19 protein-coding genes and 1 riboswitch are annotated in these 26,301 nt (G+C 66.5%); of the genes, 12 read left to right on the top strand and 7 right to left on the bottom strand.

The genetic code is table 11. The annotated features are described in order from the left end of the window. Positions 1–161: 161 nt before the first annotated feature. The 4 genes from AC5P8D_RS16095 to AC5P8D_RS16080 all read left to right on the top strand — a co-directional run bounded on the left by AC5P8D_RS16095 (position 162) and on the right by AC5P8D_RS16080 (position 5,233). Entirely contained in the window at positions 162–2,225 is a 2,064-nt protein-coding gene (locus tag AC5P8D_RS16095) for a 3-hydroxyacyl-CoA dehydrogenase NAD-binding domain-containing protein (protein ID WP_054172299.1), read from the top strand. Positions 2,226–2,873: 648 nt separating this feature from the next. After that, a complete protein-coding gene (locus tag AC5P8D_RS16090) occupies positions 2,874–3,737 on the top strand; it encodes a pirin family protein (protein WP_032129853.1) in 864 nt (287 codons plus the stop codon). A 121-nt stretch (positions 3,738–3,858) separates the two neighbouring features. Further along, positions 3,859–4,578 carry an aquaporin Z gene (aqpZ, locus tag AC5P8D_RS16085; RefSeq protein ID WP_019338641.1) on the top strand — a complete coding sequence of 240 codons (720 nt, stop codon included), beginning with the start codon at positions 3,859–3,861 and terminating at the stop codon, positions 4,576–4,578. Positions 4,579–4,774: 196 nt separating this feature from the next. Beyond that, positions 4,775–5,233, top strand: a complete 459-nt coding sequence (locus AC5P8D_RS16080; protein ID WP_010482811.1) for a hypothetical protein — start codon at positions 4,775–4,777, stop codon at positions 5,231–5,233. A 128-nt stretch (positions 5,234–5,361) separates the two neighbouring features. Here AC5P8D_RS16080 and AC5P8D_RS16075 read toward each other — a convergent pair whose 3' ends face one another. Continuing rightward, entirely contained in the window at positions 5,362–6,213 is an 852-nt protein-coding gene (locus tag AC5P8D_RS16075; RefSeq protein ID WP_049481948.1) for a pirin family protein, read from the bottom strand. 215 nt (positions 6,214–6,428) lie between these two features. Between AC5P8D_RS16075 and AC5P8D_RS16070 the strand changes: the two genes are divergently transcribed. Both AC5P8D_RS16070 and AC5P8D_RS16065 read left to right on the top strand, forming a co-directional pair. Next, on the top strand, positions 6,429–8,510 hold the full coding sequence (locus tag AC5P8D_RS16070) for a carbon starvation CstA family protein (RefSeq protein ID WP_010482809.1): 2,082 nt from the start codon (positions 6,429–6,431) through the stop codon (positions 8,508–8,510). After that, entirely contained in the window at positions 8,510–8,734 is a 225-nt protein-coding gene (locus AC5P8D_RS16065) for a YbdD/YjiX family protein (RefSeq protein WP_005410613.1), read from the top strand. The genes AC5P8D_RS16070 and AC5P8D_RS16065 overlap by 1 nt, the downstream gene beginning before the upstream one ends. Before the next feature lie 542 nt (positions 8,735–9,276). On the opposite strand, the gene AC5P8D_RS16060 is transcribed toward AC5P8D_RS16065, so the two are convergent. Beyond that, positions 9,277–10,527, bottom strand: a complete 1,251-nt coding sequence (locus tag AC5P8D_RS16060; RefSeq protein ID WP_010482808.1) for a DUF819 family protein — start codon at positions 10,525–10,527, stop codon at positions 9,277–9,279. Between the two features lie 135 nt (positions 10,528–10,662). Here AC5P8D_RS16060 and AC5P8D_RS16055 point away from each other — a divergent pair, with 135 nt between their 5' ends. Next, entirely contained in the window at positions 10,663–11,052 is a 390-nt protein-coding gene (locus AC5P8D_RS16055; RefSeq protein WP_010482807.1) for a VOC family protein, read from the top strand. Between the two features lie 86 nt (positions 11,053–11,138). Here AC5P8D_RS16055 and AC5P8D_RS16050 read toward each other — a convergent pair whose 3' ends face one another. Together AC5P8D_RS16050 and AC5P8D_RS16045 are read right to left on the bottom strand one after the other, a co-directional pair. After that, the gene (locus tag AC5P8D_RS16050; protein ID WP_049411177.1) at positions 11,139–12,425 is read right to left on the bottom strand and encodes a sensor histidine kinase; all 1,287 of its coding nucleotides are present in this window, start codon (positions 12,423–12,425) and stop codon (positions 11,139–11,141) included. Further along, complete coding sequence (locus AC5P8D_RS16045; RefSeq protein ID WP_010482805.1) at positions 12,412–13,125, bottom strand: response regulator transcription factor; 714 nt, start codon at positions 13,123–13,125, stop codon at positions 12,412–12,414. Before AC5P8D_RS16045 ends, AC5P8D_RS16050 begins: the two co-directional genes overlap by 14 nt. 103 nt (positions 13,126–13,228) lie before the next feature. Between AC5P8D_RS16045 and AC5P8D_RS16040 the strand changes: the two genes are divergently transcribed. From AC5P8D_RS16040 to AC5P8D_RS16025, 4 genes are all read left to right on the top strand, one after another. Then, positions 13,229–14,959, top strand: coding sequence for an ArnT family glycosyltransferase (locus AC5P8D_RS16040; protein ID WP_495203480.1), 1,731 nt, complete (start codon positions 13,229–13,231; stop codon positions 14,957–14,959). A 111-nt stretch (positions 14,960–15,070) separates the two neighbouring features. After that, on the top strand, positions 15,071–15,838 hold the full coding sequence (locus AC5P8D_RS16035; RefSeq protein ID WP_029379842.1) for a phosphatase PAP2 family protein: 768 nt from the start codon (positions 15,071–15,073) through the stop codon (positions 15,836–15,838). Continuing rightward, positions 15,835–17,484 carry a phosphoethanolamine transferase gene (locus AC5P8D_RS16030; RefSeq protein ID WP_010482802.1) on the top strand — a complete coding sequence of 550 codons (1,650 nt, stop codon included), beginning with the start codon at positions 15,835–15,837 and terminating at the stop codon, positions 17,482–17,484. The genes AC5P8D_RS16035 and AC5P8D_RS16030 overlap by 4 nt, the downstream gene beginning before the upstream one ends. A 579-nt stretch (positions 17,485–18,063) precedes the next feature. Next, positions 18,064–20,028 carry a M2 family metallopeptidase gene (locus AC5P8D_RS16025; RefSeq protein WP_049481899.1) on the top strand — a complete coding sequence of 655 codons (1,965 nt, stop codon included), beginning with the start codon at positions 18,064–18,066 and terminating at the stop codon, positions 20,026–20,028. Positions 20,029–20,149: 121 nt separating this feature from the next. Here the strand turns inward: AC5P8D_RS16025 and AC5P8D_RS16020 are convergent, their stop codons facing one another. From AC5P8D_RS16020 to AC5P8D_RS16010, 3 genes are all read right to left on the bottom strand, one after another. Beyond that, a complete protein-coding gene (locus tag AC5P8D_RS16020) occupies positions 20,150–20,542 on the bottom strand; it encodes a hypothetical protein (RefSeq protein WP_010482800.1) in 393 nt (130 codons plus the stop codon). Positions 20,543–20,625: 83 nt separating this feature from the next. Then, positions 20,626–21,522: a siderophore-interacting protein gene (locus AC5P8D_RS16015; protein WP_010482799.1), complete on the bottom strand. Its 897-nt coding sequence runs from the start codon at positions 21,520–21,522 to the stop codon at positions 20,626–20,628. Positions 21,523–21,663: 141 nt separating this feature from the next. Continuing rightward, positions 21,664–22,890 carry a multidrug effflux MFS transporter gene (locus AC5P8D_RS16010; RefSeq protein WP_329763366.1) on the bottom strand — a complete coding sequence of 409 codons (1,227 nt, stop codon included), beginning with the start codon at positions 22,888–22,890 and terminating at the stop codon, positions 21,664–21,666. A gap of 301 nt (positions 22,891–23,191) precedes the next feature. Beyond that, positions 23,192–23,294: riboswitch (glycine riboswitch) on the top strand. A 62-nt stretch (positions 23,295–23,356) separates the two neighbouring features. Between AC5P8D_RS16010 and gcvP the strand changes: the two genes are divergently transcribed. After that, positions 23,357–26,224: an aminomethyl-transferring glycine dehydrogenase gene (gcvP, locus tag AC5P8D_RS16005; protein ID WP_329766473.1), complete on the top strand. Its 2,868-nt coding sequence runs from the start codon at positions 23,357–23,359 to the stop codon at positions 26,222–26,224. Positions 26,225–26,301 lie beyond the last annotated feature (77 nt).

Here is a 26,301-nt window from a genome sequence, read left to right as displayed (position 1 = left end):
GATCACCTGGCGCCGCACCAGCTTTTAACCACCGTTCCGTTAGCGTTCCGGTCCACGGCCATGGATCCGGGGTCGCCACTCCCCTGCTATTGGGATTTGACGCGGGGGAAACAACCTCTGGATCATAGCCGCTTCTCCATACACAACCGGATGGAACGTCCATGCTCTCAGGCTTCGATGGTCTCCGCTTCAGCCACTGGCACCCCGAGATCCGCGACGACGGCGTGGTGGTTCTCTCCCTGGATCGTCAGGACAGCAGCGTCAACGCCATGTCGCAGGACGTGCTGCTGGAACTGGGCGACCTGCTCGAGCGCATTGCGCTGGACCCGCCCAAGGGCGTGGTGATCCAGTCGCTGAAGAAGGCCGGCTTCATTGCCGGTGCGGACCTGAAGGAGTTCCAGGAGTTCGACCGCCGCGGCACCGTCAACGACGCCATCCGTCGCGGCCAGGCCACTTACCAGAAGCTGGCCGAGCTGCCCTGCCCGACCGTGGCGGCCATCCACGGCCACTGCCTGGGCGGCGGCACCGAACTGGCACTGGCCTGCCGCTACCGCGTGGCCTCCAATGACAGCAGCACCCGCATCGGCCTGCCGGAGACCCAGCTGGGCATCTTCCCGGGCTGGGGCGGCAGTGCACGCCTGCCGCAGCTGGTGGGCGCCCCGGCGGCGATGGACATGATGCTGACCGGCCGCACCCTGTCGGCCTCGGCCGCGCGTGGCATCGGCCTGGTCGACAAGGTGGTGGCACCGGCGGTGGTGCTCGACACCGCCGTGGCGCTGGCGCTGTCCGGCACCACCCGCCCGTTCAAGCAGCGCGCGACGGCCTGGGCCACCAATACCTGGCTGGCACGCACTTTGCTGGCACCGCAGATGGTCAAGCAGGTCGCACGCAAGGCCAAGAAGGACCAGTACCCGGCGCCGTACGCGCTGATCAGCACCTGGCAGCGCAGCGGCGGCAAGCCGATCCAGGCGCGCCTGGATGCCGAACGCCGCGCAGTGGTGAAGCTGGCCAGCACGCCGACCGCGCGCAACCTGATCCGCATCTTCTTCCTGACCGAGCGCCTGAAGGGCCTGGGCGGCGGTGACTCCGGCATCCGCCACGTGCACGTGGTCGGCGCCGGCGTGATGGGTGGCGACATCGCCGCATGGGCCGCTTACAAGGGCTTCGAGGTGACCCTGCAGGACCGCGAGCAGCGCTTCATCGATCCCGCCATGGAACGCGCGCAGGCGCTGTTCGCCAAGAAGGTGCGCGACGAGAGCAAGCGCCCTGCCGTGGCGGCACGCCTGCGCGCCGACCTGGATGGCAACGGCGTGGCCGAGGCCGACCTGGTGATCGAAGCGATCATCGAGAATCCGGAAGCCAAGCGTGCGTTGTACCAGACGCTGGAACCGAAGATGAAGGTGGACGCACTGCTGACCACCAACACCTCGTCGATTCCGCTGGTGGAACTGCGCGACCACATCCAGCGCCCAGCACAGTTCGCTGGCCTGCATTACTTCAACCCGGTCGCGCAGATGCCGTTGGTGGAGATCATCCATCACGACGGCATGGCGCCGGAGACCGAGCGCCGCCTGGCCGCGTTCTGCAAGGCGCTGGGCAAGTTCCCGGTGCCGGTGGCCGGCAGCCCGGGCTTCCTGGTCAACCGCGTGCTGTTCCCGTACATGCTGGAAGCCGCCACTGCCTACGCCGAAGGCATCCCGGGCCCGGTGATCGACAAGGCCGCGGTGAAGTTCGGCATGCCGATGGGGCCGATCGAACTGATCGACACCGTGGGCCTGGACGTGGCCGCAGGCGTCGGCCGCGAACTGGCGCCGTTCCTGGGCCTGCAGATTCCGGCCGCACTGCAGACGGTGGAACCGGACAAGCGTGGCAAGAAGGACGGCCAGGGCATCTACACCTGGGAAAACGGCAAGCCGAAGAAGCCGGACGTGGCCAGCGATTACCAGGCCCCGGCCGATCTGGAGGACCGCCTGATCCTGCCGCTGTTGAACGAGGCCGTGGCGTGCCTGCACGAGGGCGTGGTGGCCGATGCGGACCTGCTGGATGCGGGCGTGATCTTCGGTACCGGTTTCGCCCCGTTCCGTGGCGGTCCGATCCAGCACATCCGTGCGGTGGGTGCCGATGCGATTGTCGAGCGGTTGAAGGCATTGCAGCAGCGCCATGGCGACCGTTTCGCCCCGCGCCCCGGCTGGGACAACCCCGCCCTGCGCGAACCAGTGGTTTGAGTTTATCGGCCGGGCCTGCGGCCCGGCACCCGCAGAGGCAACCGCCGAAGCAAAAGCCAGAGCCAGAGCCAAAGCGGCTCTGGCTTTTCTGTTTGTTGGGCGGGGCGGTGTCGGGTTGCGGGGACGCCGTAAACCCGTCCTTGGGGGCTTGGCCGCGGCATCCATGCCGCGGACACCCCGCAACCCGACACCGCCCCACCCCTGACAGTTTCCCGGTGACGGTGGGTGAACTGCGATGGCTGGTAGATGTCGACGTTGGTCGGCACGGATCATTACGAACTGGTGGGTGTCGACCTTGGTCGACACCAGGAGCGAAGCGACCGGCGTTTGATTCTGACTTTGATTTTCTTTTTTCTTCTCCGTGGCTGGACGCACACGGAAACTGTCAGAGGCCGGGCGGGTGGGTGGCGCAGGGGCGTGAGCCGCATGGATGCGGCGATCGAGCTTACATGGACGTACTTGCAGCGCCCCCTGCGCCACCCACCCGCCCGGCCAAGCGCGGCTTCTGCTTTTGCCTTCAGCGACCAACCAGCCAGCCACGAGGGGCTGCGCCGTTGGCTGGAACAACCTGTTACCCATACGGGGCATGTGCCCGTCACAGCTGCATGCGATGCTGATCACCTGATCCCTGCCAGCGAGAACGCCCGCATGACCACCATCATCGCCCCGCGCGTGCACGACATCGGCGGCCTCGAAGTCCGTCGCGCCGTCCCCACCCTGCAGGCGCGCAGCATCGGCTCGTTCGTGTTCGTCGACCAGATGGGCCCGGCACTCATGCACCCCGGCACCGCCATCGACGTGCGCCCGCATCCACATATCGGCCTGGCCACCGTGACCTACCTGTGGTCGGGCGCGATCGGCCACCGCGACACGCTGGGGTCGGACCAGGTGATCCGTCCCGGTGACGTCAACTGGATGACCGCCGGCCGCGGCATCGCCCATTCCGAGCGCACGCCACAACCGGACCGCGACCATGACAACCCGATCCATGGCATGCAGACCTGGGTGGCGTTGCCGAAGTCGCATGAGGAAATCGAACCGGCCTTCTACCACCATGCCGCGGCCACCCTCCCCGAGCAGCGCCGCAATGGTGCCTGGCTGCGGGTGATCGCCGGGCGTGCCTATGGCGAGGAATCGCCGGTGAAGGTGTTCGCCGACACCCTCAACGTAGCAATCGACCTCGACCCGGATGCGGAGATCGATATCGACAATGGCCACCGCGAGCGCGCGTTGTACATCCTCGAAGGCGACGCGCAATTGGACGGCGTGGACATCCCCGCCCAGCACCTGGTGATCCCGGAAGCCGGCGCACGTGGCCGCCTGCGCGCGAAGACGCCGGTGAAGGCGATGCTGTTCGGCGGCGAGCCGCTGGATGGCCCGCGTCATCTGTGGTGGAACTTCGTATCCAGCTCGAAGGAGCGTATCGAGCAGGCCAAGCACGATTGGGAAGCGGGCCGATTCGGCACCATCCCCGGCGACGACAAGGAATTCATCCCGCTGCCGCAGTACTGAACATCGCGTGTTGCACACATCCGAAGGTGTATCCCTGCACCCGGCGTTGACACTACAGTCACCCGCTGATCACTGAAATGTGACATAAATCACACTTTCGACCGTCAAAGGAGTGCAACACATGAGCATGGGTAAACGCTTGTCCGCCGAGTTCCTCGGCACGTTCTGGCTGGTTCTGGGTGGCTGTGGCAGCGCGGTGCTGGCCGCCAAGTTCGGGGGTGACGGCAATCCGCTGGGTATCGGTTTCCTCGGCGTGGCGCTCGCCTTCGGCCTGACCGTGGTGACCGGCGCCTATGCGTTCGGCCACATCTCCGGCGCGCACTTCAACCCGGCAGTCAGCGTCGGGCTGTGGGCTGGCGGCCGCTTCCCGACCAAGGACCTGGTGCCCTACATCATCGCCCAGGTCGCCGGCGGCCTGCTGGCCGGCTTCATCCTGCTGCAGATCGCCTCCGGCGCCAGTGGCTTCGCCATCGACGGCAGTCAGGCCGGTGCGTTCGCCAGCAATGGCTATGGCGCGCTGTCGCCCGGCGGCTACAGCGTGGCGGCGGCTTTCCTGTGCGAAGTGGTGCTGACCGCGGTGTTCCTGATCGTGATCATGGGCGCCACCCACGGCAAGGCACCGGCCGGTTTCGCGCCGCTGGCGATCGGCCTGTCGCTGACCCTGATCCATCTGATCAGCATTCCGGTCACCAATACCTCGGTGAACCCGGCCCGCTCCACGGCGGTGGCCTTCTTCGCCGGCAGCGGCGCGGTCAGCCAGTTGTGGCTGTTCTGGGTCGCTCCGCTGCTGGGCGGCGCGATCGGTGGCATCATCTACAAGTGGATCGGCAACGACCGCTGAGGCCTGTGCGGACCATTGCGGCCGACCTTCGGCCGCAATGGTTACGCTTGTAACCGCAATTTGTGCGATCGCTCACGTTCCGTTAAGGTTGAGTTGACCGTCCGTGCACATGCCGGCCGGGGTGGCATCCGGGGATGGGATGCCAAGGCTGCCGGTCCATCCGGCGGAGCCAACGACACACCACCTTGGGGGATGCATGAAGTTCGCGCCTGTAGTGTTGTCGAGCCTGCTGTTCGCTGCGGCCCAGGCCGCTGCGCAGGCTCCCACCGAATGTCCTTCATTGCCGGCCAGCAGTGGCCTGCAGTGGCAACAGCAGGCACAGGCCGATTTCCTGGTCTGCCGCGCCAGCACCGGGGACGGCCGCGAGGTACTGAGCCTGATGCTCAGTGCGCGCGATCCCAACCTTCCATTGAACCGCTCGCTGCGCCAGGAAAAGGGCAGCTTCGGCGGTGAGTCGCTGTACTGGTACCAGCCCGATCTGGGAGGCCAGCAGCCGCCCGGCTATGCCGAGCGCCGCATCAGTGTGGTCAAGCTCGACAAAGGGCGTTACGCGCAGATTTCGCTGTATCCGGACAGCGCCCAGGAACTGGGCTCGCTGCAGCAGCTGGCGCAGGGCATGAGCCTGACCCCGTCGGCCGTGGCCGCGGGGCGCTGAAGGTGACGGGGATGACTGCCTGGCAGCATCCCCGCAATGCGACCCGATCCGACGGTAGTGCCGGCCGCTGGCCGGCAAACGCTTCGTTCCCGATCAGAAGAGGTTGCCGGCCAGCGGCCGGCACTCCCTCAGAACTTGCCTTCCTGGAAATCGACGAAGGCCTGCATCAGTTCCTGCCGTGTGTTCATCACGAACGGCCCGTGGCGCATCACCGGTTCGCGCAGCGGACGGCCGGCCACCAGGATCAGCCGCGCGCCTTCGCTGCCGGCCGAAAGGTGCAGCTGCTCACCGCCGCCCAGCACCGCCAGCTCCTGGCGTGCCACGTCACGCGCGGCGTCCTGCTCCCCCACGGTCACGCCACCTTCGAACACGTATGCAAAGGCGTTGTGCCCTTCCGGCAACGCATAGGTCCAGGCGCGATCCGGGGCCAGCGTGATGTCCAGGTACAGCGGATCGGTGGCCGGCTGCACGATCGGGCCCTGCGTGCCATCCACGCTGCCGGCAATCACCTTCACGTCCACGCCCGGCTCCGGGTGCACCACGGGAATGCGCTCGGGCGCGAATTCCTGGTACTTCGGATCCGTCATCTTCTCCTTCGCCGGCAGGTTCACCCACAGCTGGAACCCGCGCATCTGCCCGCTCTCCTGCTCGGGCATCTCCGAATGCACCAGGCCACGGCCAGCGGTCATCCACTGCACGCTGCCCGGGGTCAGCAGGCCTTCGTTGCCGTGGTTGTCGCGATGCCGCATGCGCCCGTCGAGCATGTAGGTGACGGTTTCGAAGCCGCGGTGCGGATGCTCCGGAAACCCGGCGATGTAGTCCTCGGCACGATCGGTACCGAACTCATCGAGCAGCAGGAACGGATCCAGGTCGGGCAGCGTGGGGCCACCGATGACGCGGGTCAGGCGCACGCCGGCACCGTCGGAGGTGGGCATGCCACGGATGGTCCGCAGCACGCGGACCGGTTCGGGAAAGCTCATGGCGACTCCTGTTGGATGGATGCCACTGAAGATGGGCGCCACACGGCCGCACGCCAATGGACGGCGCCGCAACCGATTGTTCCATCCCTGATGTTCGCTGCACGTCAGCACAACAAACGTACGACCAAAGTACTACCGCCGATTCGTCCTGTGCCAATTGACCCTGTCGAGGGCACGCGGGACTCTTTGTCTGTCTTTCCGGGAGAGAGCACCTCATGAAAGGGTTTTCCAAACTGGGCTGGGCGGTACTCGCCCTGCTCGGCGCATTCTGTCTGGGCACCGTGGCCCTGCGCCGCGGCGAACACATCAACGCACTGTGGATCGTGGTGGCAGCGGTTTCGCTGTACCTGGTCGCCTACCGCTTCTACAGCCTGTTCATCGCCAACAAGGTGATGCAGCTGGATCCGACCCGGGCCACCCCGGCGGTGATCAACAACGATGGCCTGGACTACGTGCCGACCAACAAGCACGTGCTGTTCGGCCATCACTTTGCCGCCATCGCCGGTGCCGGCCCGCTGGTCGGCCCGGTATTGGCTGCGCAGATGGGCTACCTGCCCGGCCTGTTGTGGCTGGTGGTGGGCGTGGTGCTGGCCGGCGCGGTGCAGGACTTCATGGTCCTGTTCCTGTCCAGCCGCCGCAACGGCCGTTCGCTGGGCGACCTGGTAAGAGAAGAGATGGGCCAGGTGCCCGGCACCATCGCGCTGTTCGGCGCGTTCCTGATCATGATCATCATCCTGGCGGTGCTGGCGATGGTGGTGGTCAAGGCGCTGGCCGAAAGCCCGTGGGGCATGTTCACGGTGATCGCGACGATGCCCATCGCGATCCTGATGGGCGTGTACATGCGCTACATCCGCCCCGGCAAGATCGGCGAGATCTCGGTGGTTGGCCTGATCCTGCTACTGGCTGCGATCTGGTACGGCGGCAAGGTCGCCGCCGATCCGGTCTGGGGCCCGGCGTTCACCTTCACCGGCACCCAGATCACCTGGATGCTGATCGGCTACGGCTTCGTCGCCTCGGTGCTGCCGGTGTGGCTGCTGCTGGCCCCGCGTGATTACCTGTCGACCTTCCTCAAGATCGGCACCATCATCGCGCTGGCCATCGGCATCCTGGTGGTGATGCCGGAACTGAAGATGCCGGCGCTGACCCAGTTCGCCGCCAGCGGTGATGGTCCGGTGTGGAAGGGCGGCATGTTCCCGTTCCTGTTCATCACCATCGCCTGCGGTGCGGTCTCTGGTTTCCATGCCCTGATTTCCTCGGGCACCACGCCGAAGCTGCTGGCCAATGAAGCGCACATGCGCTACATCGGCTACGGCGGCATGCTGATGGAATCGTTCGTAGCGGTGATGGCACTGGTGGCCGCATCGATCATCGACCCGGGCATCTACTTCGCGATGAACAGCCCGGCCGCGGTGATCGGTGCCGACGCGGCCTCGGCGGCGCACTACATCACCAACACCTGGGGCTTCACCATCACGCCCGAACAGCTGACTGCGACCGCGGCGGCGATCGGCGAACCGACCATCCTGCATCGTGCCGGTGGTGCGCCGACACTGGCGGTGGGCATCGCGCAGATCCTGCACGAAGCAATTCCCAGTGGCAGCGACGCGATGATGGCGTTCTGGTACCACTTCGCGATCCTGTTCGAGGCGTTGTTCATCCTGACCGCGGTGGACGCCGGTACCCGCGCCGGACGCTTCATGCTGCAGGACCTGCTGGGCAACTTCGTGCCGGCCCTGAAGAAGACCGAGTCGTGGACCGCCAACATCATCGGTACCGCAGGCTGCGTGGCGCTGTGGGGCTACCTGCTCTACACCGGCGTGGTCGATCCGTTCGGTGGCATCCAGACACTGTGGCCGCTGTTCGGCATCTCCAACCAGATGCTGGCCGGTATCGCGCTGATGCTGGGCACGGTGGTGCTGTTCAAGATGAAGCGTGACCGCTATGCGTGGGTTACCGCAGTACCGGCAGTGTGGCTGCTGATCTGCACCACCTACGCCGGCTTCATCAAGATCTTCGACAGCAACCCGGCACAGGGCTTCCTGGCACAGGCACACAAGTTCCAGGCCGCGCTCGCCAGCGACACCATCACCGCACCGGCCAAGTCAGTGGCGCAGATGAAGCAGATCGTGGTCAACGCCTACGTCAACACCGGCCTGACCGCGCTGTTCCTGCTGGTGGTGGGCGCGGTGCTGGTGTATTCGATCAAGACCATCCTGGCGGCCCGCCGCAATCCGCAGCGCAGCGACCGCGAGACCCCGTACGTGGCGCTGAAGCCGCATGAAATGGTGGATCTGTGATGAGCACGCAACTGGTTCCCGCCGGCCAGTACCAGGCCCACCGCCGCATCTGGCGGCGCCTGGTGCAGACCGCACGGCTGTGCTGTGGCATTCCTGATTACGACAACTACGTCCGGCACATGCTGGAAAAGCATCCGGACCAGGAGCCGATGGACTACAAGACGTTCTTCCGCGAACGCCAGGAAGCGCGTTACGGCGGACGCAACGGTGGCCGCTGCTGTTGAGGGTTGGGTGCCGGGCTTGCAGCCCGGCGCCCGCAGAGGCCGGAGCAACTGCAACTGCAACTGCTGGAGCGTCGGCTCTGGCTTTCTGTGGGTTTGGCGGGGCGCTGTGGGTTCGCAGGACACGCCGTAAACCCGTCCCTGGGGGCTCGATGGCGCCATCCATGGCGCCAACGGTCCTGCAAGCCCACCCCGCCCCGCCTTTGACAGATTTCCGGGGACGGTGCGAAACATCTGGGGTCGGATTCGTTTTCGTTGGAAAACGGAGCCGCCCCCTTCTTTGTTCATGGATACCGATGGAATTGATTCACGCATGGCGTGGATCCAGCAGATCGCGGAAAACTGTCGGAGGCGGGGTGGGTCCGGTTGAGGGGGCGTGAGCGCCATGGATGGCGCGACCGAGGCTACATGGACGTATTCACGCCGTCCCCCTCAACCGGACCCACCCCGTCATCACACGGAATGCCGCTCTGGCTTTTGATGTTGAGGTTGCCGACCAGCGGCCGGCACTACCGCGGGTGCCGGGCGCCGCCTGGCTGGCCTCCTCAGCCGGTGGCCATCCACTTCAGGATCAGACCGGTGACATACGCCAGGCCGGTACCAGTGGCATAGCCCACCGTGCCCAACAGCACGCCCACCGGGGCCAGCGTCGGATGGAACGCCGCTGCCACCACCGGCGCCGAGGCCGCAGCGCCGATGTTGCCCTGCGAGCCAATGGCGAAGAAGAACAGCGGCGCGCGCAGCAGCTTGGCCACGACCCACAGCACCAGCACGTGCGTGGCCATCCAGATCGCACCGAGCAGGAACAGCCATGGCCGGTCCAGCAGCGACAACAGGTTCATCTGCATGCCGATGCAGGCGATCAGGAAGTACAGGAACACCGTGCCCAGCCGCGATGCACCGGCCGCTTCCAACCTGCGTGCACGAGTGAAGCTCAGGCCCAGGCCCATCGCGGTGGACAGCAGGATCACCCACACGAACTGGCTGTCCAGACTGAACTGGCTGGCCCAGCTGACATGGGCCTTGAACCAGCCCGCCAGCGGCGCGGCGATCGCATGGGCCAGGCCGACGCCGCCCAGTGCCACGCCGACGATCACCATCAGGTCGGTCATGCTGGGAATGCGCGCGTTCTGCGCCTCGTAGGCACTGATGCGTGCCTTCATCTCGTCGATGGCGCGGGTGTCGGCACCATTGCGGGTGTCGATCTGCTGTGCGCGGTTGGCCAGGAACAGCAGGATCGCCATCCACAGGCTGGCGCAGGCCACGTCGACCACGGCGAACTGGCCGAAGGTGGTGGCATCGGTGCCGAACACTTCGCGCATGGCGACCATGTTGGCGCCGCCACCGATCCAGCTGCCGGCCAGCGCCGCCATGCCCGCCCAGGTATCACCGGCCACGGTTTCCGGATGGATCAGCTTCATCAGCTGGAACGAGACGATAGCGCCGAGCATGATGCCGGCGGTACCGGCGCAGAACACGAGCAGCAGTTTCGGCCCGAGCTTGATGACGCCCTTCAGGTCGATCGACAGGGTCAGCAGGACCAGCGCGGCCGGCAGCAGCACGTCACGCGCGACCGGGTTGTACAGCGAGGTGTTGTGGCCATCGATGACACCAGCGGTGTTGTAGATGGCGGGGATGAAATAGCACAGCAGCAGTGCCGGCACCCAGGCGAAGATCTTCTTCAGCAGCGGGGTCGGACCACTGGCGGCCCAGAAGATCAGGGCCAGGGTGGCGGCAATCAGGCCCAGTCCAACGATGTCGTTGCTGATCAGGGCAGTAGCGGGTTCGGTCGGCACGGGATCCTCTGTCGATCGAAAGAGCGGAGAAAAAAAAGCGCCGCATAAAGCGGCGCAGGTCGAGATTAACATTGTCTTCACGCCGGGTCATGCTGCAGTGCCGACCACGCCTCCATCCCCTCAGGGAGCCTACTCATGCAGCTTGGCGCCTTTTCGGTCAGTCTCTCGGTGAAGGATCTCGCGGCCTCCCGTGCCTTCTACGAAGCCCTGGGCTTCTCGGTCACCGGCGGCGATCCAGCACAGAACTGGCTGGTGCTGCGCAGCAACGGCACCGTGATCGGCCTGTTCCAGGGCATGTTCGAGGGCAACCTGCTGACCTTCAACCCCGGCTGGGACCAGCACAAGCAGGAACTGACCCACTTCCAGGATGTGCGCGAGCTGCAGGCGGAGCTGGACGCCAGGGGCATCGCGCTGGCAGTCCGCACCGATCCCGATGGCCAGGGGACCGGCTACCTGCAGCTTGCCGATCCCGACGGCAACGTGATCCTGATCGACCAGCATGTGGCGCGGCCGAACGGGCGTTGACGCGGACAGCCATTGCGTGGGTAGGCGTCGACCTTGGTCGACGGGCAGCATGCCCACCAGGGTTGGCATCTACCAGGACGGCCGGATCAGCCCGGTCGCGAGGCACTGAAATCGAGCGTGACACGCGTGCCACGCGGCTCGCAGGGCTGCAGCTGCAGGGTCCAGCCCAGGTGCTCGCAGAGCCGCGCGATCAGATCCAGCCCGATGCCGCCGCCACGATCGGCGCGCTCGCCACGGGCCATCCGCGCGTGGATGGCCGCGATCTCCTCCGGGCTCATGCCATGCCCGGGGTCCTGCAGGGTCAGCACCGCCGACGAACTCAGCCGCAATTCGATGTGGCCACGGCCACTGTTCTCGATGGCGTTGCGCACCAGGTTGCCGATCGCCGCCTGCACTACTGCCAGCGGCGCGACGATGTCCACCGGCGCGGCCTGGATGCCGATGCTCAGGTCCTTGTCGCCCAACAGATGGCGATGGTCGTCGACGATCTCCGGCAGCAGCTGGTCCAGCGCGATGCGCTCGGCACGCGCCGCCAGTCGTGCCGGATCACGCGCCAGCACCAGCAGCAGTTCGATCAGCTGCTCCACGCTCTGCGCGGTGCGCAGTACCCGCTGCATCTGCTGGCGCGCACGCTCGGGCAGGCCCGGTTGCTCCAGCGCCAGTTCGGCGGCACCGGTCATCACCGCGATCGGCGTGCGCAGTTCATGGCTGGCGGTGCTGATGAACACCCGCTCGCGTTCGACGAACTGTTCGTTGCGGTCCAGGTAATCGTTCAGTGCACCGGCAATCGTGTGCAGCTCGGAGCTGCCACGCGGGTCGACCTCTATGCGCTGCCCCTGCGCACCGGGCCGCAGATCGGCGATGCGCTGCGCCAGCAGGCTCAACGGTCGCACCATCCGCTCCATGCCGAAGGACGCCATCAGCACGGTGACGAAGATCATGATCACGCCCGCCAGCATCACCCAGCGCGTGGCGAACTGCTCCAGATCGTGGAAGTCGGAGATATCCAGCGCCAGCGCGACCCGCCCCATCGATTCGGTCTCGCGCACCATCACCGCCGTCTCGCGGCCCTTCACCATCACCCCGTCATGCAGCCCGGGATGCAGGGTACGCAGGCTGTCGGGCAGGTTGACCGCGTCGAAGCGGTAGAGGCTGAGCGTGTCCGAATCCTGCCAGCGGTAGTGCGGCTCGTGTTCGACATGTTCGACGATGCTGTCCAGTTCGGAATTGAGCAGCGCGCGCCAGGCAGCGTGCTCGGCATGCTCATGCACGTAATTGCCGACGCTGAACACCGCCAGCGAAAGCAGCGCCAGGTAGCCCAGCAACCACCACAGCACGCGCCGGTACAGCGGCCCGGGCTTACGCGCCTTCATCAGTATCCTTGCCAGCGTCGCTGCCGGTGGTCACGGCCAGCCGATAACCCACCCGCGGCAGGGTGTGGATCAGCTTCTCGGCAAACGGGCCGTCAACGCTGCGACGCAACTCGTAGACATGCGAGCGCAGCAGGTCACCATCCGGCGGCTCGTCGCCCCACAGGGCGAACTCCAGCTGCTGTCGTGTCACCGCACCCGGGCTGGCCCGCATCAGCACTTCCAGCAGTTTGCGGCACGCCGGGTACAGGTGCAGCACCTGGCCCTCACGCTGGGCCTCCAGCGTCGCCAGATCCAGCACCAGGTCGCCCACCTGCAGGCGCTTGCGCGGGTTGCGGCCCTGCGCGCGCAGCAGCAGCGCTTCCAGCCGCACCTCCAGTTCCGGCAGCGCGAACGGCTTGGTCAGGTAGTCGTCGGCGCCGGCACGGAAGCCGGCAATCTTGTCCGGCAGCTCGTCACGCGCGGTCAGCATGATCACCGGCACTTCCGATGCATGCTCGGTGCGCAGCCGGCGCAGCACCTCCGGCCCCTCCATGCGCGGCAGCATCCAGTCCAGGATCACCGCGTCGTAGGGATGGCTTCCGGCCAGGTGCAGGCCGGTGATGCCATCCGGGGCCACGTCGAGCACATGCCCGCGCGACTCGAAATAGTCGAACAGGTTGGCCACCAGCTGGCGGTTGTCCTCGATCACCAACAGACGCATGCACGAAACATCCACAGAAGTTCGTACCATGGTAGCGCCGCCCATGTCGGAATGCGGTCGTCCCGCCCCCTTCTGACGCTTTTCCCACCCCCGCCACCTCAGAATGGCCGTTTTGCTCCCGGAGCCTGCCGTGCCCGTAGCCCTGCCCCGCCGTTGGCGCCTGCCCCTGTTGTGGCTGCTGATCATTGCTGCATTGGCAGCGGGCATCGGCCTTCGGCAGCCGCAGCCGCCGGACGAGCCGCGCTTCGTGCTGGCCGCGCGGACCATGGTCGAGAGCGGGCAATGGCTGCTGCCGCATCGTGGCAGCGAGCTGTATGCCGAGAAACCACCGGTGTTCATGTGGCTGCAGGCGGCCGCTTACGAGGTGGTCGGCAGCTGGCAGTGGTCGTTCCTGCTGCCGTCATTGCTGGGCGCCCTGCTGAGCCTGTGGCTGGTGTCGGATCTGGCACGGCGGCTGTGGTCGCCGCGGCATTCCATCTATGCCCTCGCGGCGCTGTTCTGCACCCTGCAGTTCGGGCTGATGGCCAAGCGTGCGCAGATCGACATGGTGCTGGTGGGGATGACCACCGTCGCCGTGTGGGGCTTAATGCGGCACCTGCGCGAACGTCGTAACCTGCCCGCGCTGTGGCTGGCCGGTTTCGCCGCAGGCGTCGGCACGGTGACCAAGGGCGTGGGTTTCCTGCCGTTGCTGATGGTGCTGCCCTGGTTCGGCTGGTGGCTGTACCAGCGCCGTCGCGGGTACCGCGTGGAGGGTCCGCACCCGGCAACGCTGCTGTGGCTGATCCCGGCGTTCCTGCTGGGCGTGGGCGTGTGGCTGGCGCCGCTGGGCTGGGCCCTGCTGCACACGCCCAGCGCCGAACTGCAGGCCTACGCGCATGAGCTGCTGTTCAAGCAGACCGGTACCCGTTATGCCAATGCCTGGCACCACCGGCAGCCGGCCTGGTACTACCTGCAGGTGATCCTGACCCTATGGCTGCCGGGCAGCCTGCTGCTGCCGATGCTGTTCAAGCCCTGGTGGCGCCGTATCCGCCGTGGCGACCGTCGCCAATGGCTGCTGCTGGGCTGGGCGGTGCTGGTACTGGTGTTCTTCAGTGCCAGCCCGGGCAAGCGCGAGGTGTATCTGTTGCCGATGCTGCCGGCAATGGCACTGGCCGTGGCACCGCTGCTGCCCGGCCTGTTGCGCCGCCTGTGCGTGCGCCGCTACCTGTTCGGCTACAGCGTGGTGCTGATGCTGGCCACCGGCGTGCTCGGCGTGATGCTGATGACCGAGCACCCGTGGGCGTTGGCGCAACTGGAACGCCGCGCCATGCCGGATACGCTGCTGCCGGTGCTGGGCGATGGCCTGCTGACCTTCGCCATTGCCCTGGCCACGCTGATCGTGTGGCTGCGGGTACGTCGTGCCGCGACGCTGGTGCTGCTGACCCACGGCATGCTGTGGATGCTCTACGGCCTGGTGCTGATGCCTGCACTGGACCCCTTCGCCTCGGCATCGGCGCTGATGCGCCGGGTCGGCGCTCGGATCGGTCCCGACGCCGAACTGGCGCTGGTGGCCTGGCGCGAGCAGAACCTGCTGCAGGCCGACCGGCCGGTGCGCGAGTTCGGCTTCAAGCGGCCCTGGGCCGAGCAGTGGCACGACGCCGGGCCGTGGCTGGCCGAGGCGCCGGACAAGCGCTGGCTGCTGGTGCTGGATGATGCGATGAGCCCGTGCGTGGACCCGAGCAAGGTGATCGATATCGGTGTTGCCAACAGGAACCGTTGGCAACTGCTTCCCGGTACCGCATGGAACCCGCAATGCCACGCCGAGCGGGCCGGGTCGACCGCCGAAGAAGACTGAACGTCGGCACGTGCTGGGCAAGCATTAACCCGGCACGAACGAGCGTCCGACCCTTCTCCGACATCCAGGTGACGAGCATGACCGCGGATTCCCGACCCGCCCTTTCCCAGCATGCCCGTCCGTCCCCTTGATGCGGTAGCGCCGCTTGCGACATCGCCACTGGCGTCACGATTTGCCGTAACTCACCTCTGGCTGCCTGTCGCAATCGGTCTGCCCTTGTTTACGCTGCTGATGGGGTTCGGCGGCGACCAATGGGTGGCCGATCACCTGTTCCGCCTTGAGGGGGGCCACTGGGCGCTTCAGGACGCCTGGGTCACCCGCACGCTTGTGCACAAGGCTGGCAAGTGGCTGAGCACGGCTGCTGCCCTCGTGGCGATCCTGCTGTGCTTCCACCACTGGCGGAAGGGTCGCGATCGCACCCTGCGGTGGGCGCTGCTTTATGTCGTAATTGCCATGGCTCTGGGCACGGGTGTGATCTCCCTGCTGAAGTCGCTGGTGCCGATGGAATGCCCCTGGGACCTGCTGCGCTACGGCGGCCACCAGCCTTTCATCGGGCTTTTCACGGCGCGCCCCGCAGGCATGGCCGCGCAGGCCTGCTTCCCGGCGGGCCACGCCAGCGCGGGTTATGCATGGTTGTCCCTGTACTTTTTTGCCTTGCTGTGGCGCCCTTCATGGCGCTGGGCCGGGTTGTGGATCGGCCTTGCCACCGGCCTGGTGTTCGGCATCAGCCAGCAGCTGCGGGGTGCGCATTTCCTTTCGCATGACGTTGCTACTGCTTTGATCTGCTGGCTGCTTTCGCTGGGCCTGTATCTGATCGTCAAACGCGTCCTGGCACGTCGTCAGCTGGACCGTCCCCACCGCCAGGAGGCAAACGCATGAGTGCATCGGTCCAACGCCCCGCCCGCCTTCCCGCGTTGGCGAACCTTCGCCGTTGGCGGCCGCAGCTGTCCACCGAAGCACTCATCGCACTGACCAGCCTGTTCTTCGCGGTGGCCGGCAACGGCCTGTTCTGGCACAGCGCGATGGCCAGCCATCCGGGCAGCCTGCGCTACGCGCTGTCGCTGCTGCTGTTGCTGCTGGGTGCGCACGGCGTGCTGCTGGGCATCCTGGTCTGGCGCTGGAACGCCAGGGTGGTGATCAGCCTGTTGCTGCTGGTGACCGCATTCGCCGCGCACTACATGAGCCGTTACCACATCTACCTGGATGCGGACATGTTGCGCAACGTGCTGGCGACCGATCCCAAGGAAAGCCGCGAGCTGATGACCGTGTCGCTGGTGTGGCCGGTGCTGTTGCTGGCGGTGTTGCCGATGATCGTGCTGTGGCGCGTGCAGCTGCGCCGTCGCAGCTGGGGTCGCAGCCTGCTCTGGCGCGTCGGCTTCCTGGTGGTGGCGGCAGTGACCGCGGTAGGCGGCGCATTGATCTCGTTCCAGGATATCTCGGCACTGATGCGCAACCAGCGCGAAGTGCGTTACCTCGCCACCCCGGCCAACGTGCTGCTGGGCATGCCGCGCGCACTGCGTGGCGACAACCCGGTGCAGCGCGCGCCGAAGCTGCCGATCGGTACCGATGCCAAGGCCACCCCGCGTGCACCTGCCAGCAAGCCGCGCCTGCTGGTGATCGTCATGGGCGAAACCGTGCGCGCACAGAACTGGGGCCTCAACGGTGGCCGCAACACCACCCCGGAACTGGCCCAGGCCAGTGTGGTCAATTTCCCGGATATGCATTCGTGCGGCACCAGCACCGAGGTTTCGCTGCCGTGCCTGTTCTCGCCATGGGGCCGTCACGACTACGACGAGAAGAAGATCCGTGCACACCAGTCGCTGCTGCACGTATTGAACCGTGCCGGCATCGCACCGTTGTGGCGTGACAACCAGTCCGGATGCAAGGGCGTATGCGAAGGCCTGGAGTTCCAGTCGCTGTCCGATGCGACCACCCCGGGCCTGTGCGCCGACGGCCGCTGCATGGACGAGATCCTGCTGCAGGACCTGGCCACCCAGGTGCGTGCCAAGTCCGGCGACCGCGTGGTGGTGCTGCACCAGCTGGGCAACCATGGCCCGGCCTATTTCGAGCGCTATCCGGCCGCCTTCGCCCGCTTCAAGCCAACCTGCGATACCCGTGACATCGGCCGCTGCTCGCGCGAAGAGATCACCAACAGCTACGACAACGCCGTGCTGTACACCGATCACTTCCTGAGCAAGACCATCGGCACGCTGCAGGGCATGCAGGACTACGACACGGCGATGATCTACCTGTCCGACCACGGCGAGTCGCTGGGCGAGAAGGGCCTGTTCCTGCACGGCGTGCCTTACGCCATCGCCCCGGCCGAGCAGACCCGGGTGCCGATGACGATGTGGTTCTCGCCGGGCTTCGCCAGCAGCCGCGGGCTGGACCTGCAATGCGTGCGCAGGCGTTCGGCGGCCTATACCGACCACGACAACCTGTTCCCGTCGGTGCTGGGCCTGATGCAGGTGAAGACGGCGCTGTACGAGCGCGATCGCGACGTGTTCGCCAACTGCGAGAGTTGAGGGTTTGTCGGCAGGGCTGCGCCCTGCACCCGCCGAGGCCACTGCACAAGCAACGGCAACAGCAGAAGCAGGCGATTCGTGGCTTGGCGGGGCGGTGTCGGAATGCGGGGACGCCGCAAGTACGTCCATGTAGGCTTGGCAGCCGCATCCATGCGGCTGACACCCCGCACTCCGACACCGCTCCACCTCTGACAGATTGTCCCGATCTGGTAGATCCACGCCATGCGTGGATGAATTTCCATCGGAATCGAATAGTCGAATTGAATTCGAAAAGCATCCACGCATGGCGTGGATCAATGACAGGTCGCGGAAATCTGTCGAAGGCGGGGTGGGTCCGGTTGCGGGGGCGTGAGCGCCATGGATGGCGCGACCGAGCCTCCATGGACGGATTTACGGCGCCCCCCGCAACCGGACCCGCCCCGCCAAACCACGGATAGTCCGCTGTTGCTGTTGCTTCGGCTTTGCCGTTGCTCGAAGGCCTCTGCGGGTGCCGGGCGCCGCCCGGCCGACTTCCGCCACTTGCGGTGGCAGCGACGGCCCACTAGCCTTCGGCCGTCGTTCACCACCCAAGGACCGCCCGTGAAACACCGTCATCTCCTGCTGGCCTCGGCTGTCGCCGCCGCCACGCTGGCCCTGGCCGCCTGCAAGAAGGAACCCACCCCAGGCACCGATACCGCCAGCAGCAGCGCCCCGGCCGGCGAAACCGCCGACCAGTTCGTGGCCCGCATCAATGCCGAATTCAAGGCCGCCTACCCGGAGATGACCTCGGCGCAGTGGCTGTCCTCCACCTACATCAACAGTGACTCCGAACGCATCGCGGCCAAGGCCAACGAGCGCTCGCTGACCCAGCTCAACAGCTGGATCGAGCAGGCCGCCAAGTTCGATGGCAAGCCGATGAGCGAGGACAGCAAGCGCGCGATCCACCTGCTGAAACTGATGTCCTCGATGCCGGCGCCACGCGATCCGGCCAAGCTGGCCGAGCTGACCCAGATCGCCACCCGCATGGAAGGCAGCTACGGTGCCGGCAAGTACTGCACCGACGCCAACGATCCCAACTCCTGCCGCCAGCTGGGCGAGCTGGAACAGGTGCTGGCACGCAGCCGCGATTACGACAAGCAGCTCGACGCCTGGCAGGGGTGGCACAGCACCACCAAGAGCATGCGCGGCGACTACCAGAAGTTCGTCGGCCTGGTGAACGAAGGTGCCAAGGGCATGGGCTTCACCGATGCCGGCCAGATGTGGCGCAGCGGCTACGACATGCCGCCGGAGCAGATCGGCCCGGAAACCGATCGCCTGTGGGAACAGGTCAAGCCGATGTACGAGCAGCTGCACTGCTACGCACGCGGCAAGCTGGACAAGACCTACGGCAAGGACAAGGCCGAAGTGGGCAACGGCCTGATCGCCGCGCACCTGCTGGGCAACATGTGGCAGCAGGACTGGTCGAACCTGTGGGACCAGCTGGAACCGTATCCGGGCGCTGGCAGCCTGGACATCACCGCAGCGCTGGAAAAGCAGTACCAGACCAACCTGAGCGCGGCGCTGGCCAAGGCCGGCAAGGACGCCAACGTGGCCGCCCAGTACAAGGCGCAGCGTGAGGCCGAACTGCGTACCGCCAAGCAGATGACCGAGCGCGCGCAGGACTTCTACGTGTCGCTTGGCATGCCGTCGCTGCCGCAGTCCTATTGGGAAAAGACCCAGTTCATCAAGCCTGACGACCGCGACGTGGTCTGCCACGCCAGCGCCTGGGACATGAACATGGAAGGCGACGTGCGCACCAAGATGTGCATCAAGCCGAACGAAGAGAACTTCACCACCATCTACCACGAGCTGGGCCACATCTATTACGACCTGGCCTACAACCCGCTGCCGCCGCTGTTCCAGGGCGGTGCCAACGATGGCTTCCATGAAGCAATCGGCGACACCATCGTGCTGGCGATGACGCCCAAGTACCTCAGCTCGATCGGCTTGGTCGATGCGCCGACCGAAAGCCGCGAGGCGGTCATCAACAACCAGATGCGCATGGCGCTGTCGGGCGTGTCGTTCCTGCCGTTCGGGCTGATGATCGACCGTTGGCGCTGGGGCGTGTTCGATGGCTCGATCACCGCCGACAACTACAACAAGGCGTGGTGGGACCTGAAGGCCAAGTACCAGGGCGTGGCGCCGGCCAGCACCCGTGGCGAAGAGTTCTTCGATCCGGGCGCGAAGTACCACGTGCCGGGCAACACCCCGTACACCCGCTACTTCCTGGCGCGCATCCTGCAGTTCCAGTTCTACAAGGGCCTGTGCGACGCGTCCGGCTACAAGGGCCCGCTGCATGAGTGCACCTTCTACGGCAACAAGGAAGCCGGCCAGAAGTACTGGGCGATGCTGAGCAAGGGTGCCAGCCAGCCGTGGCAGGCCACGCTGAAGGAACTGACCGGTACCGACAAGCTCGATGCCGGCCCGATGATCGAGTACTTCACCCCGGTCAACGAGTGGCTGAAGCAGCAGAACGAAGGCCAGATGTGCGGCTGGCAGGCCAACGCGGCCCCGGCAGCAAAATGAGAAAAGGGGCGGGTCCGCGAGGATCCGCCCCTGATGTTTCCGGTAGCGCCGGGCCATGCCCGGCGGCTCTTCATCGCACCGCTGCGCTCGCCGGGCATGGCCCGGCGCTACCCACGGCGGATCAGCTGTTCTTCTTCGCCGCCATCGCCGCGGCCAGCTCGGCCTTGAATTCCTCGAAGGTCTGGCCTTTCTCCTGCGCTTCGGCCTGTGCGGCATCGCGCAGTGCATCGGAGTACATCAGGCGCACCGGCGTGCCATTGCGCTCGTGCAGCTCACCGGCCTGCATGATCAGCGCCAGCACCTGCGCAGCGCTCTCGCTGTGGCCCGCGATGCGGCCGTCCATGCCCAGCACCCATTCGCCGTCGCGGCGCACGACACCGGCCAGCAGGGTGCGCTGAGCATCGCGCAGTTCGGCATGCGGTTCCACCGGCGACGCCTGCGCTGCGGCCTTGTTGACGGCCTGCTTTTCCTGGCGACGGCGCTGGTCGCGGCGGGTCTTGGAACTGGTGGACATGGTGCGGTACCGCTGCGAAGGGGGGCGCAAGGATAGCGCACCCCGCCCGCAGCGCTGCTTCACGCGTGCTCGATCCAGTCCGGTCAGTCCAGCACCTTGCCATGCCGCCAGTAGCCCATGAAGGTGATCGCGCGGCGGTCCAGCCCGCAATCGCGCACCAGGTGGCGGCGGATCGCCATCACCGCCCCCGCCTCACCCGCCACCCAGGCATACAGCGGACCGGCCACGCGGGTATCAGCCTGCTCCCAGAGGATCTGCGTATCGACGTCGATCTCCTCCAGCGCATCGCCGGCAGCCACGCTCGAGGTCGCTGCCAACCGCGCCTGGACCGCCTGCAGCAACGGCTGTCCGTAGGCGGCCTGCCCGCGCGGCAGCCAGACCAGCTCGGCGCTGGAGGGCGCCTTCAGGTGCACCGCATCACCGGCCTGCGCCACCTCCAGCAGCGCCAGCGTGCGCGGTGGGTCGACCATGGCCGCCAGTTCCTCAAGAATTCCGGCCACCGCCGGCAGCGCGGTTTCATCCGCCACCAGCAGCACCTGGCCGACTCCCGCCGGCGGTTTCCATTCCCAGCCTTCGCTGCTGTCGGCACAGTCGGCATCGGGGGCCAGCAGCACTACGCGGTCGCCCGGTCGCGCGTGGATGGCCCAGCGCGAGGCCGGCCCGGTCTCGCCATGAAGCACGAAATCAACGTCGACCTCGCCCTGCTCGGCGCGCAGGTGGCGGATGGTGTAGGTGCGCATGGGCGGGCGCTGGTCGTCCGGCAGGGCCCGGTAGCGTGGGTACCAGTCGTCACCGCTGGGGACCTGCGGCACCTCCTGGCCGGGCAAGGGGAAGAACACCTTGATGCGCTGGTCCGGGCCTTCGGTCTTCATCCGCGCCACGTCGGCACCAGTGAACACCATGCGGTCCAGGGAAGGGGAAAGAACGCGGCGCTCCTTCAGCGCCACCTCGAACAGGCGATAGGTCTGCTGCGCAGCCATGGGGGAACCTCATGCAACGACATCGGATCGGCTGGCTGTCGTGCATCCACGCACCGGCTGGCTGGAGTCCCCAGCCTAGTCCGGTCGTTCCTCGCCGCAAGCGTTACGGGCATCGCGGCCTGCCCTACCCCTGCGCGCTGCTCAATGGCCCGTGCAGGCTGCCTGCGCCGCGCGTTCACGCTGGTGTTCCCAGTACCAGAAAACGAATCCGGCGCCGAAGAACGCGGCCTGGCCCAGCGCCAGGTGCAGCGGGCTGGCACTGAGCAGCGGCGACACCACGCCGGCCACCACGGTGCTGATCATCAGCTGCACGAAGGCCTGCAGCGACGAGGCCAGGCCGCGCTGGTGCGGGTACATGTCCAGCACCGCCAAGGCCAGGATCGGGAAGATCAGGGCCATGCCCATGCCGCCCAGGAAGATCGGCAGCACCGCCCACGGCAGCACGAACTGCGGCGACAGCGCCACGTAGCCGACATTCAGCAGCGCCGACAGCGCGCACAGGCTGAAACCGATGGCGACCTGGCGTGTGGGCGTGGTGTGCCCGGCCATGCGCCCGGACAGGAACGAGCCGGTGGTCATGCCGCCGATGGTGGGGATGAACAACCAGGCGAAACCGCCCTCGCCCAGGTGCAGGTGCTGCATCACGAACACCGGTGCCGAGGAGATGTACAGGAAGATGCCGCCGAAACCGATGCTGCCGGCCAGCGCCAGGCGCAGGAAGCGCGGGTTGAAGCCGATGCGCACGTAGTCACGCAGCAGCACGCGCGGCGACAGCGGCACCCGTGCCTCGACCGGATGGGTTTCCGGCAGGAAGCACGCGGTGGCCGCCAACAGCACCAGCCCGAACACCACCAGGAACCAGAAGATCAGCGGCCAGCCGGCGCCACTGAGCAGGATCCAGCCACCGATGATCGGTGCGATGGCCGGAGCGATGCCGAACAGCATCGACACCTGGCTCATCAGCCGCTGGGCATCGTGGCCGTGGTACAGGTCGCGGATCACCGCGCGGCCGACGATCATGCCGACACCCGCCGACAGGCCCTGCAGCGCGCGGAACGCCAGCAGCGTGGACAGGTCGGTGGACAGCGCGCAGCCGACCGAGGCGCCGACGAACACCACCAGGCCGCCCAGGATCACCCGCTTGCGGCCCCAGGCATCGGACAGCGGGCCGTGCGCCAGGCTCATCAGGCCGTAGAACAGCAGGTACACGCTGATGGTCTGCTGCACCGCCACCTCGTCCACCGCCAGGCGCTGGGCCAGCTGCGGGAACGCAGGGAAGATGGTGTCGATCGAGAACGGGCCGAACATGGCCAGGCCGGCAAGCAGCAGGGCCATGCGGCGGGTGGAAGGGGCAACAGCGGCGGTCATGGAGGAAGCGTCCGGCAGGGCCATGCGGGGCACGCACGGCGGGCGCCGGTCCCGCAACAACGGGGACGGCGCCAGATGAATTCGGGTATCCGCCCATCATAGGTGGGGATTGCGCCTGATGCCATGCAGCACTGCACAAAACGCACGGCCGGGCCATCGGCCATTCAGGCGCGGCGGCACCGACCGGCGGCCGCTGGCCGGGCCCGCAACGGGCTATAATCGGCGGGCAACACGGTGGGAGAAGCGGAACACCGCTGCCGAAGGCGCAACGCCCGTAATCGCTCAGGCCCGATACCACCCGTAACACAACTCTGGAGAGACCGGTTCGATCCGGCGCCGAAGGGGCACGAAGCTGCGGTTTTCCGCGCTTTTAAACTCTCAGGCAAAAGGACAGAGGGGCGCCCCGCAGACCGCCGACAGGCGGCTTGTGCCCGTGCGTGTGCCCTTTCCTGACGGATCCTTCGCCATGTCCCAGAACACCCCTTCCCTGCGTGAGCTCGAGCACCACAACGCGTTCGTCGAGCGCCACATCGGCCCCAACGACGCCGAGATCGCGCAGATGCTCGATGTCGTCGGCCACGCGTCGCTGGATGGCATGACCGATGCCATCGTACCGGCCAAGATCAAGTCGCCGGCACCGCTGGCGCTGCCGGAGTCGATGACCGAAGTACAGGCACTGGCGAAGATCCGTGCGATCGCCGACAAGAACACCGTGCTGCGCAGCTTCATCGGCCAGGGCTACTACGGCACCCACACGCCGAACGTGATCCTGCGCAACATCCTGGAAAACCCGGCCTGGTACACCGCCTACACTCCGTACCAGGCGGAAATCTCGCAGGGCCGCATGGAAGCGCTGATCAACTTCCAGACCCTGTGCGCCGACCTGACCGGCATGGAAATCGCCAACGCCTCGCTGCTGGACGAAGCCACCGCCGCTGCTGAAGCGATGACCCTGGCCAAGCGTTCGGCCAAGTCCAAGTCGGACACCTTCTTCGTGCACGACGCCGTGCATCCGCAGACGCTGGAACTGCTGCGTACCCGCGCCGAGCCCATGGGCATCGTGCTGCGCGTCGGCACCCCGGCCGAAGCGCTGGAAGCGGAAGCCTTCGGCCTGCTGCTGCAGTATCCGGATACCTTCGGCCAGGTGGGCGACTACAAGGCGCTGGTCGATGCCGTGCACGCACGCGGCGGCCTGGTGGCCGTGGCCACCGACCTGCTGGCCCTGACCCTGCTGGCCGCCCCGGGCGAATGGGGCGCGGACATCGTGGTCGGCAACAGCCAGCGTTTCGGCGTGCCGTTCGGCTTCGGTGGCCCGCACGCCGCCTTCATGGCCTGCCGTGACGCCTACAAGCGCTCGATGCCGGGCCGCCTGATCGGTGTTTCGGTCGATGCCCAGGGCAACCCGGCCTACCGCCTGACCCTGCAGACCCGCGAGCAGCACATCCGCCGCGAGAAGGCGACTTCCAACATCTGTACCGCGCAGGTGCTGCTGGCGGTGATGGCCTCGATGTACGCCGTTTACCACGGCCCGGAAGGCCTCACCCGCATTGCCCGCCGCACCCATCGCCTGGCCTCGATCCTGGCCGCAGCGCTGCGCAATGCCGGCGTGCAGGTTGGTGGCGATTTCTTCGACACCCTGCATGTCACCGGCGTGCACGCCGATGAGATCCATGCCAAGGCGCGCGCCGCCGGCTACAACCTGCGCGCGATCGACAGCGACTCGGTCGGCATCAGCCTGGACGAGACCACCACCCGCGCCGACATCGTCGCCGTGGCTGCGGTGTTCGGTGCTTCGCTGGACGTCGACGCGCTGGATGCCAGCACCGCCGACGCGCTGCCGGCCGGCCTGCTGCGCCAGTCCGCGTTCCTGACCCATCCGGTGTTCAACACCCACCACAGCGAGCACGAACTGCTGCGCTACCTGCGTTCGCTGGCCGACAAGGACCTGGCGATGGACCGCACGATGATCCCGCTGGGCTCGTGCACCATGAAGCTCAACGCCACCGCCGAGATGATCCCGGTGACCTGGCCGCAGTTCTCGCAGATCCACCCGCTGGTGCCGGCCGACCAGGCGCTGGGCTACAAGGAACTGATCGACACGCTGGAAGCGATGCTGGTCGAATGCACCGGCTACGACGCGGTCAGCCTGCAGCCGAACTCCGGCGCGCAGGGCGAGTACGCCGGCCTGCTGGCGATCCGCGCCTACCACCGTTCGCGCGGCGAAGATCACCGTGACATCTGCCTGATCCCGGATTCGGCACACGGCACCAACCCGGCTTCGGCACAGATGTGCGGCATGAAGGTGGTGGTGACCAAGACCGATGCCAACGGCAACGTCGATGTCGAGGACATCCGCCTCAACGCCGAGAAGTACAGCGACCGCCTGGCCGCGATCATGATGACCTACCCGTCCACACACGGCGTGTTCGAGGAAGAGGTGGTGGAGATCTGCGAGATCATCCACAAGCACGGCGGCCAGGTGTACACCGACGGCGCCAACATGAACGCCCTGGTCGGCGTGGCCAAGCCGGGCAAGTGGGGTTCGGACGTTTCGCACCTGAACCTGCACAAGACCTTCTGCATCCCGCACGGCGGTGGCGGCCCGGGCGTTGGCCCGTGCGCGGTCAAGGAGCACCTGGCGCCGTTCCTGCCGGGCAAGCTGGGTGACAACGGCCCGGTCGGCATGGTCAGCGCGGCCAGCTTCGGCAGCGCCTCGATCCTGCCGATCAGCTGGATGTACATCGCGATGATGGGCCGCGAAGGCCTGCGCAAGGCCACCCAGGTCGCACAGCTCAACGCCAACTACATCGCCAAGCGCCTGGCCCCGCACTTCAAGACCCTGTATACCGGCCGCAACGGCCTGGTGGCGCACGAGTGCATCCTGGACGTGCGCCCGCTGGAGAAGACCAGCGGCATCGGCGCCGAGGACGTGGCCAAGCGCCTGATCGACTTCGGTTTCCACGCACCGACCCTGAGCTTCCCGGTGGCCGGCACGCTGATGGTCGAACCGACCGAGAGCGAATCGCTGCACGAGCTGGATCGCTTCATCGACGCGATGATCCAGATCCGCGAGGAGATCACCGCGATCGAAGACGGCCGCCTGGACCGCGAAGACAACCCGCTGAAGAACGCGCCGCACACCGCCACTGCGGTGACCGCCAGCGAATGGACCCACGCCTACCCGCGTGAACTGGCTGCGTTCCCGCTGGCCAGCCTGAAGCAGAGCAAGTACTGGCCGCCGGTGGCGCGCGTGGACAACGTGTACGGCGACAAGAACGTGATGTGCGCCTGCATTCCGGTCGATGCCTACAAGGATGATGAAGTCGAGGCTTGATTCCTCGCTGCATCGGTAAAGAGAACGGCCCGCGCAAGCGGGCCGTTTTCATGAGGGTGTGTGGACCAAAGTCCACA

This window comes from Stenotrophomonas sp. YJH_SMC_101-4 (genome assembly GCF_059370395.1).
Note: the sequence above shows the minus strand (reverse complement) of the source record. Positions and strands in the feature narration are given on the sequence as shown.

Excerpts from the sequence above, each read along its gene's own strand:
- AC5P8D_RS16090 (WP_032129853.1), top strand. The coding sequence starts at position 2,874 with ATGACCACCATCATCGCCCCGCGCGTGCACGACATCGGCGGCCTCGAA.
- AC5P8D_RS16040 (WP_495203480.1), top strand. The coding sequence starts at position 13,229 with ATGGCCGTTTTGCTCCCGGAGCCTGCCGTGCCCGTAGCCCTGCCCCGC.
- AC5P8D_RS16065 (WP_005410613.1), top strand. The coding sequence starts at position 8,510 with ATGAGCACGCAACTGGTTCCCGCCGGCCAGTACCAGGCCCACCGCCGC.
- AC5P8D_RS16015 (WP_010482799.1), bottom strand. The coding sequence starts at position 21,522 with ATGGCTGCGCAGCAGACCTATCGCCTGTTCGAGGTGGCGCTGAAGGAG.
- AC5P8D_RS16020 (WP_010482800.1), bottom strand. The coding sequence starts at position 20,542 with ATGTCCACCAGTTCCAAGACCCGCCGCGACCAGCGCCGTCGCCAGGAA.
- AC5P8D_RS16095 (WP_054172299.1), top strand. The coding sequence starts at position 162 with ATGCTCTCAGGCTTCGATGGTCTCCGCTTCAGCCACTGGCACCCCGAG.
- AC5P8D_RS16050 (WP_049411177.1), bottom strand. The coding sequence starts at position 12,425 with ATGAAGGCGCGTAAGCCCGGGCCGCTGTACCGGCGCGTGCTGTGGTGG.
- AC5P8D_RS16035 (WP_029379842.1), top strand. The coding sequence starts at position 15,071 with ATGCCCGTCCGTCCCCTTGATGCGGTAGCGCCGCTTGCGACATCGCCA.
- gcvP (WP_329766473.1), top strand. The coding sequence starts at position 23,357 with ATGTCCCAGAACACCCCTTCCCTGCGTGAGCTCGAGCACCACAACGCG.
- AC5P8D_RS16080 (WP_010482811.1), top strand. The coding sequence starts at position 4,775 with ATGAAGTTCGCGCCTGTAGTGTTGTCGAGCCTGCTGTTCGCTGCGGCC.
- AC5P8D_RS16070 (WP_010482809.1), top strand. The coding sequence starts at position 6,429 with ATGAAAGGGTTTTCCAAACTGGGCTGGGCGGTACTCGCCCTGCTCGGC.
- AC5P8D_RS16030 (WP_010482802.1), top strand. The coding sequence starts at position 15,835 with ATGAGTGCATCGGTCCAACGCCCCGCCCGCCTTCCCGCGTTGGCGAAC.
- AC5P8D_RS16075 (WP_049481948.1), bottom strand. The coding sequence starts at position 6,213 with ATGAGCTTTCCCGAACCGGTCCGCGTGCTGCGGACCATCCGTGGCATG.
- aqpZ (WP_019338641.1), top strand. The coding sequence starts at position 3,859 with ATGAGCATGGGTAAACGCTTGTCCGCCGAGTTCCTCGGCACGTTCTGG.
- AC5P8D_RS16055 (WP_010482807.1), top strand. The coding sequence starts at position 10,663 with ATGCAGCTTGGCGCCTTTTCGGTCAGTCTCTCGGTGAAGGATCTCGCG.
- AC5P8D_RS16045 (WP_010482805.1), bottom strand. The coding sequence starts at position 13,125 with ATGCGTCTGTTGGTGATCGAGGACAACCGCCAGCTGGTGGCCAACCTG.
- AC5P8D_RS16010 (WP_329763366.1), bottom strand. The coding sequence starts at position 22,890 with ATGACCGCCGCTGTTGCCCCTTCCACCCGCCGCATGGCCCTGCTGCTT.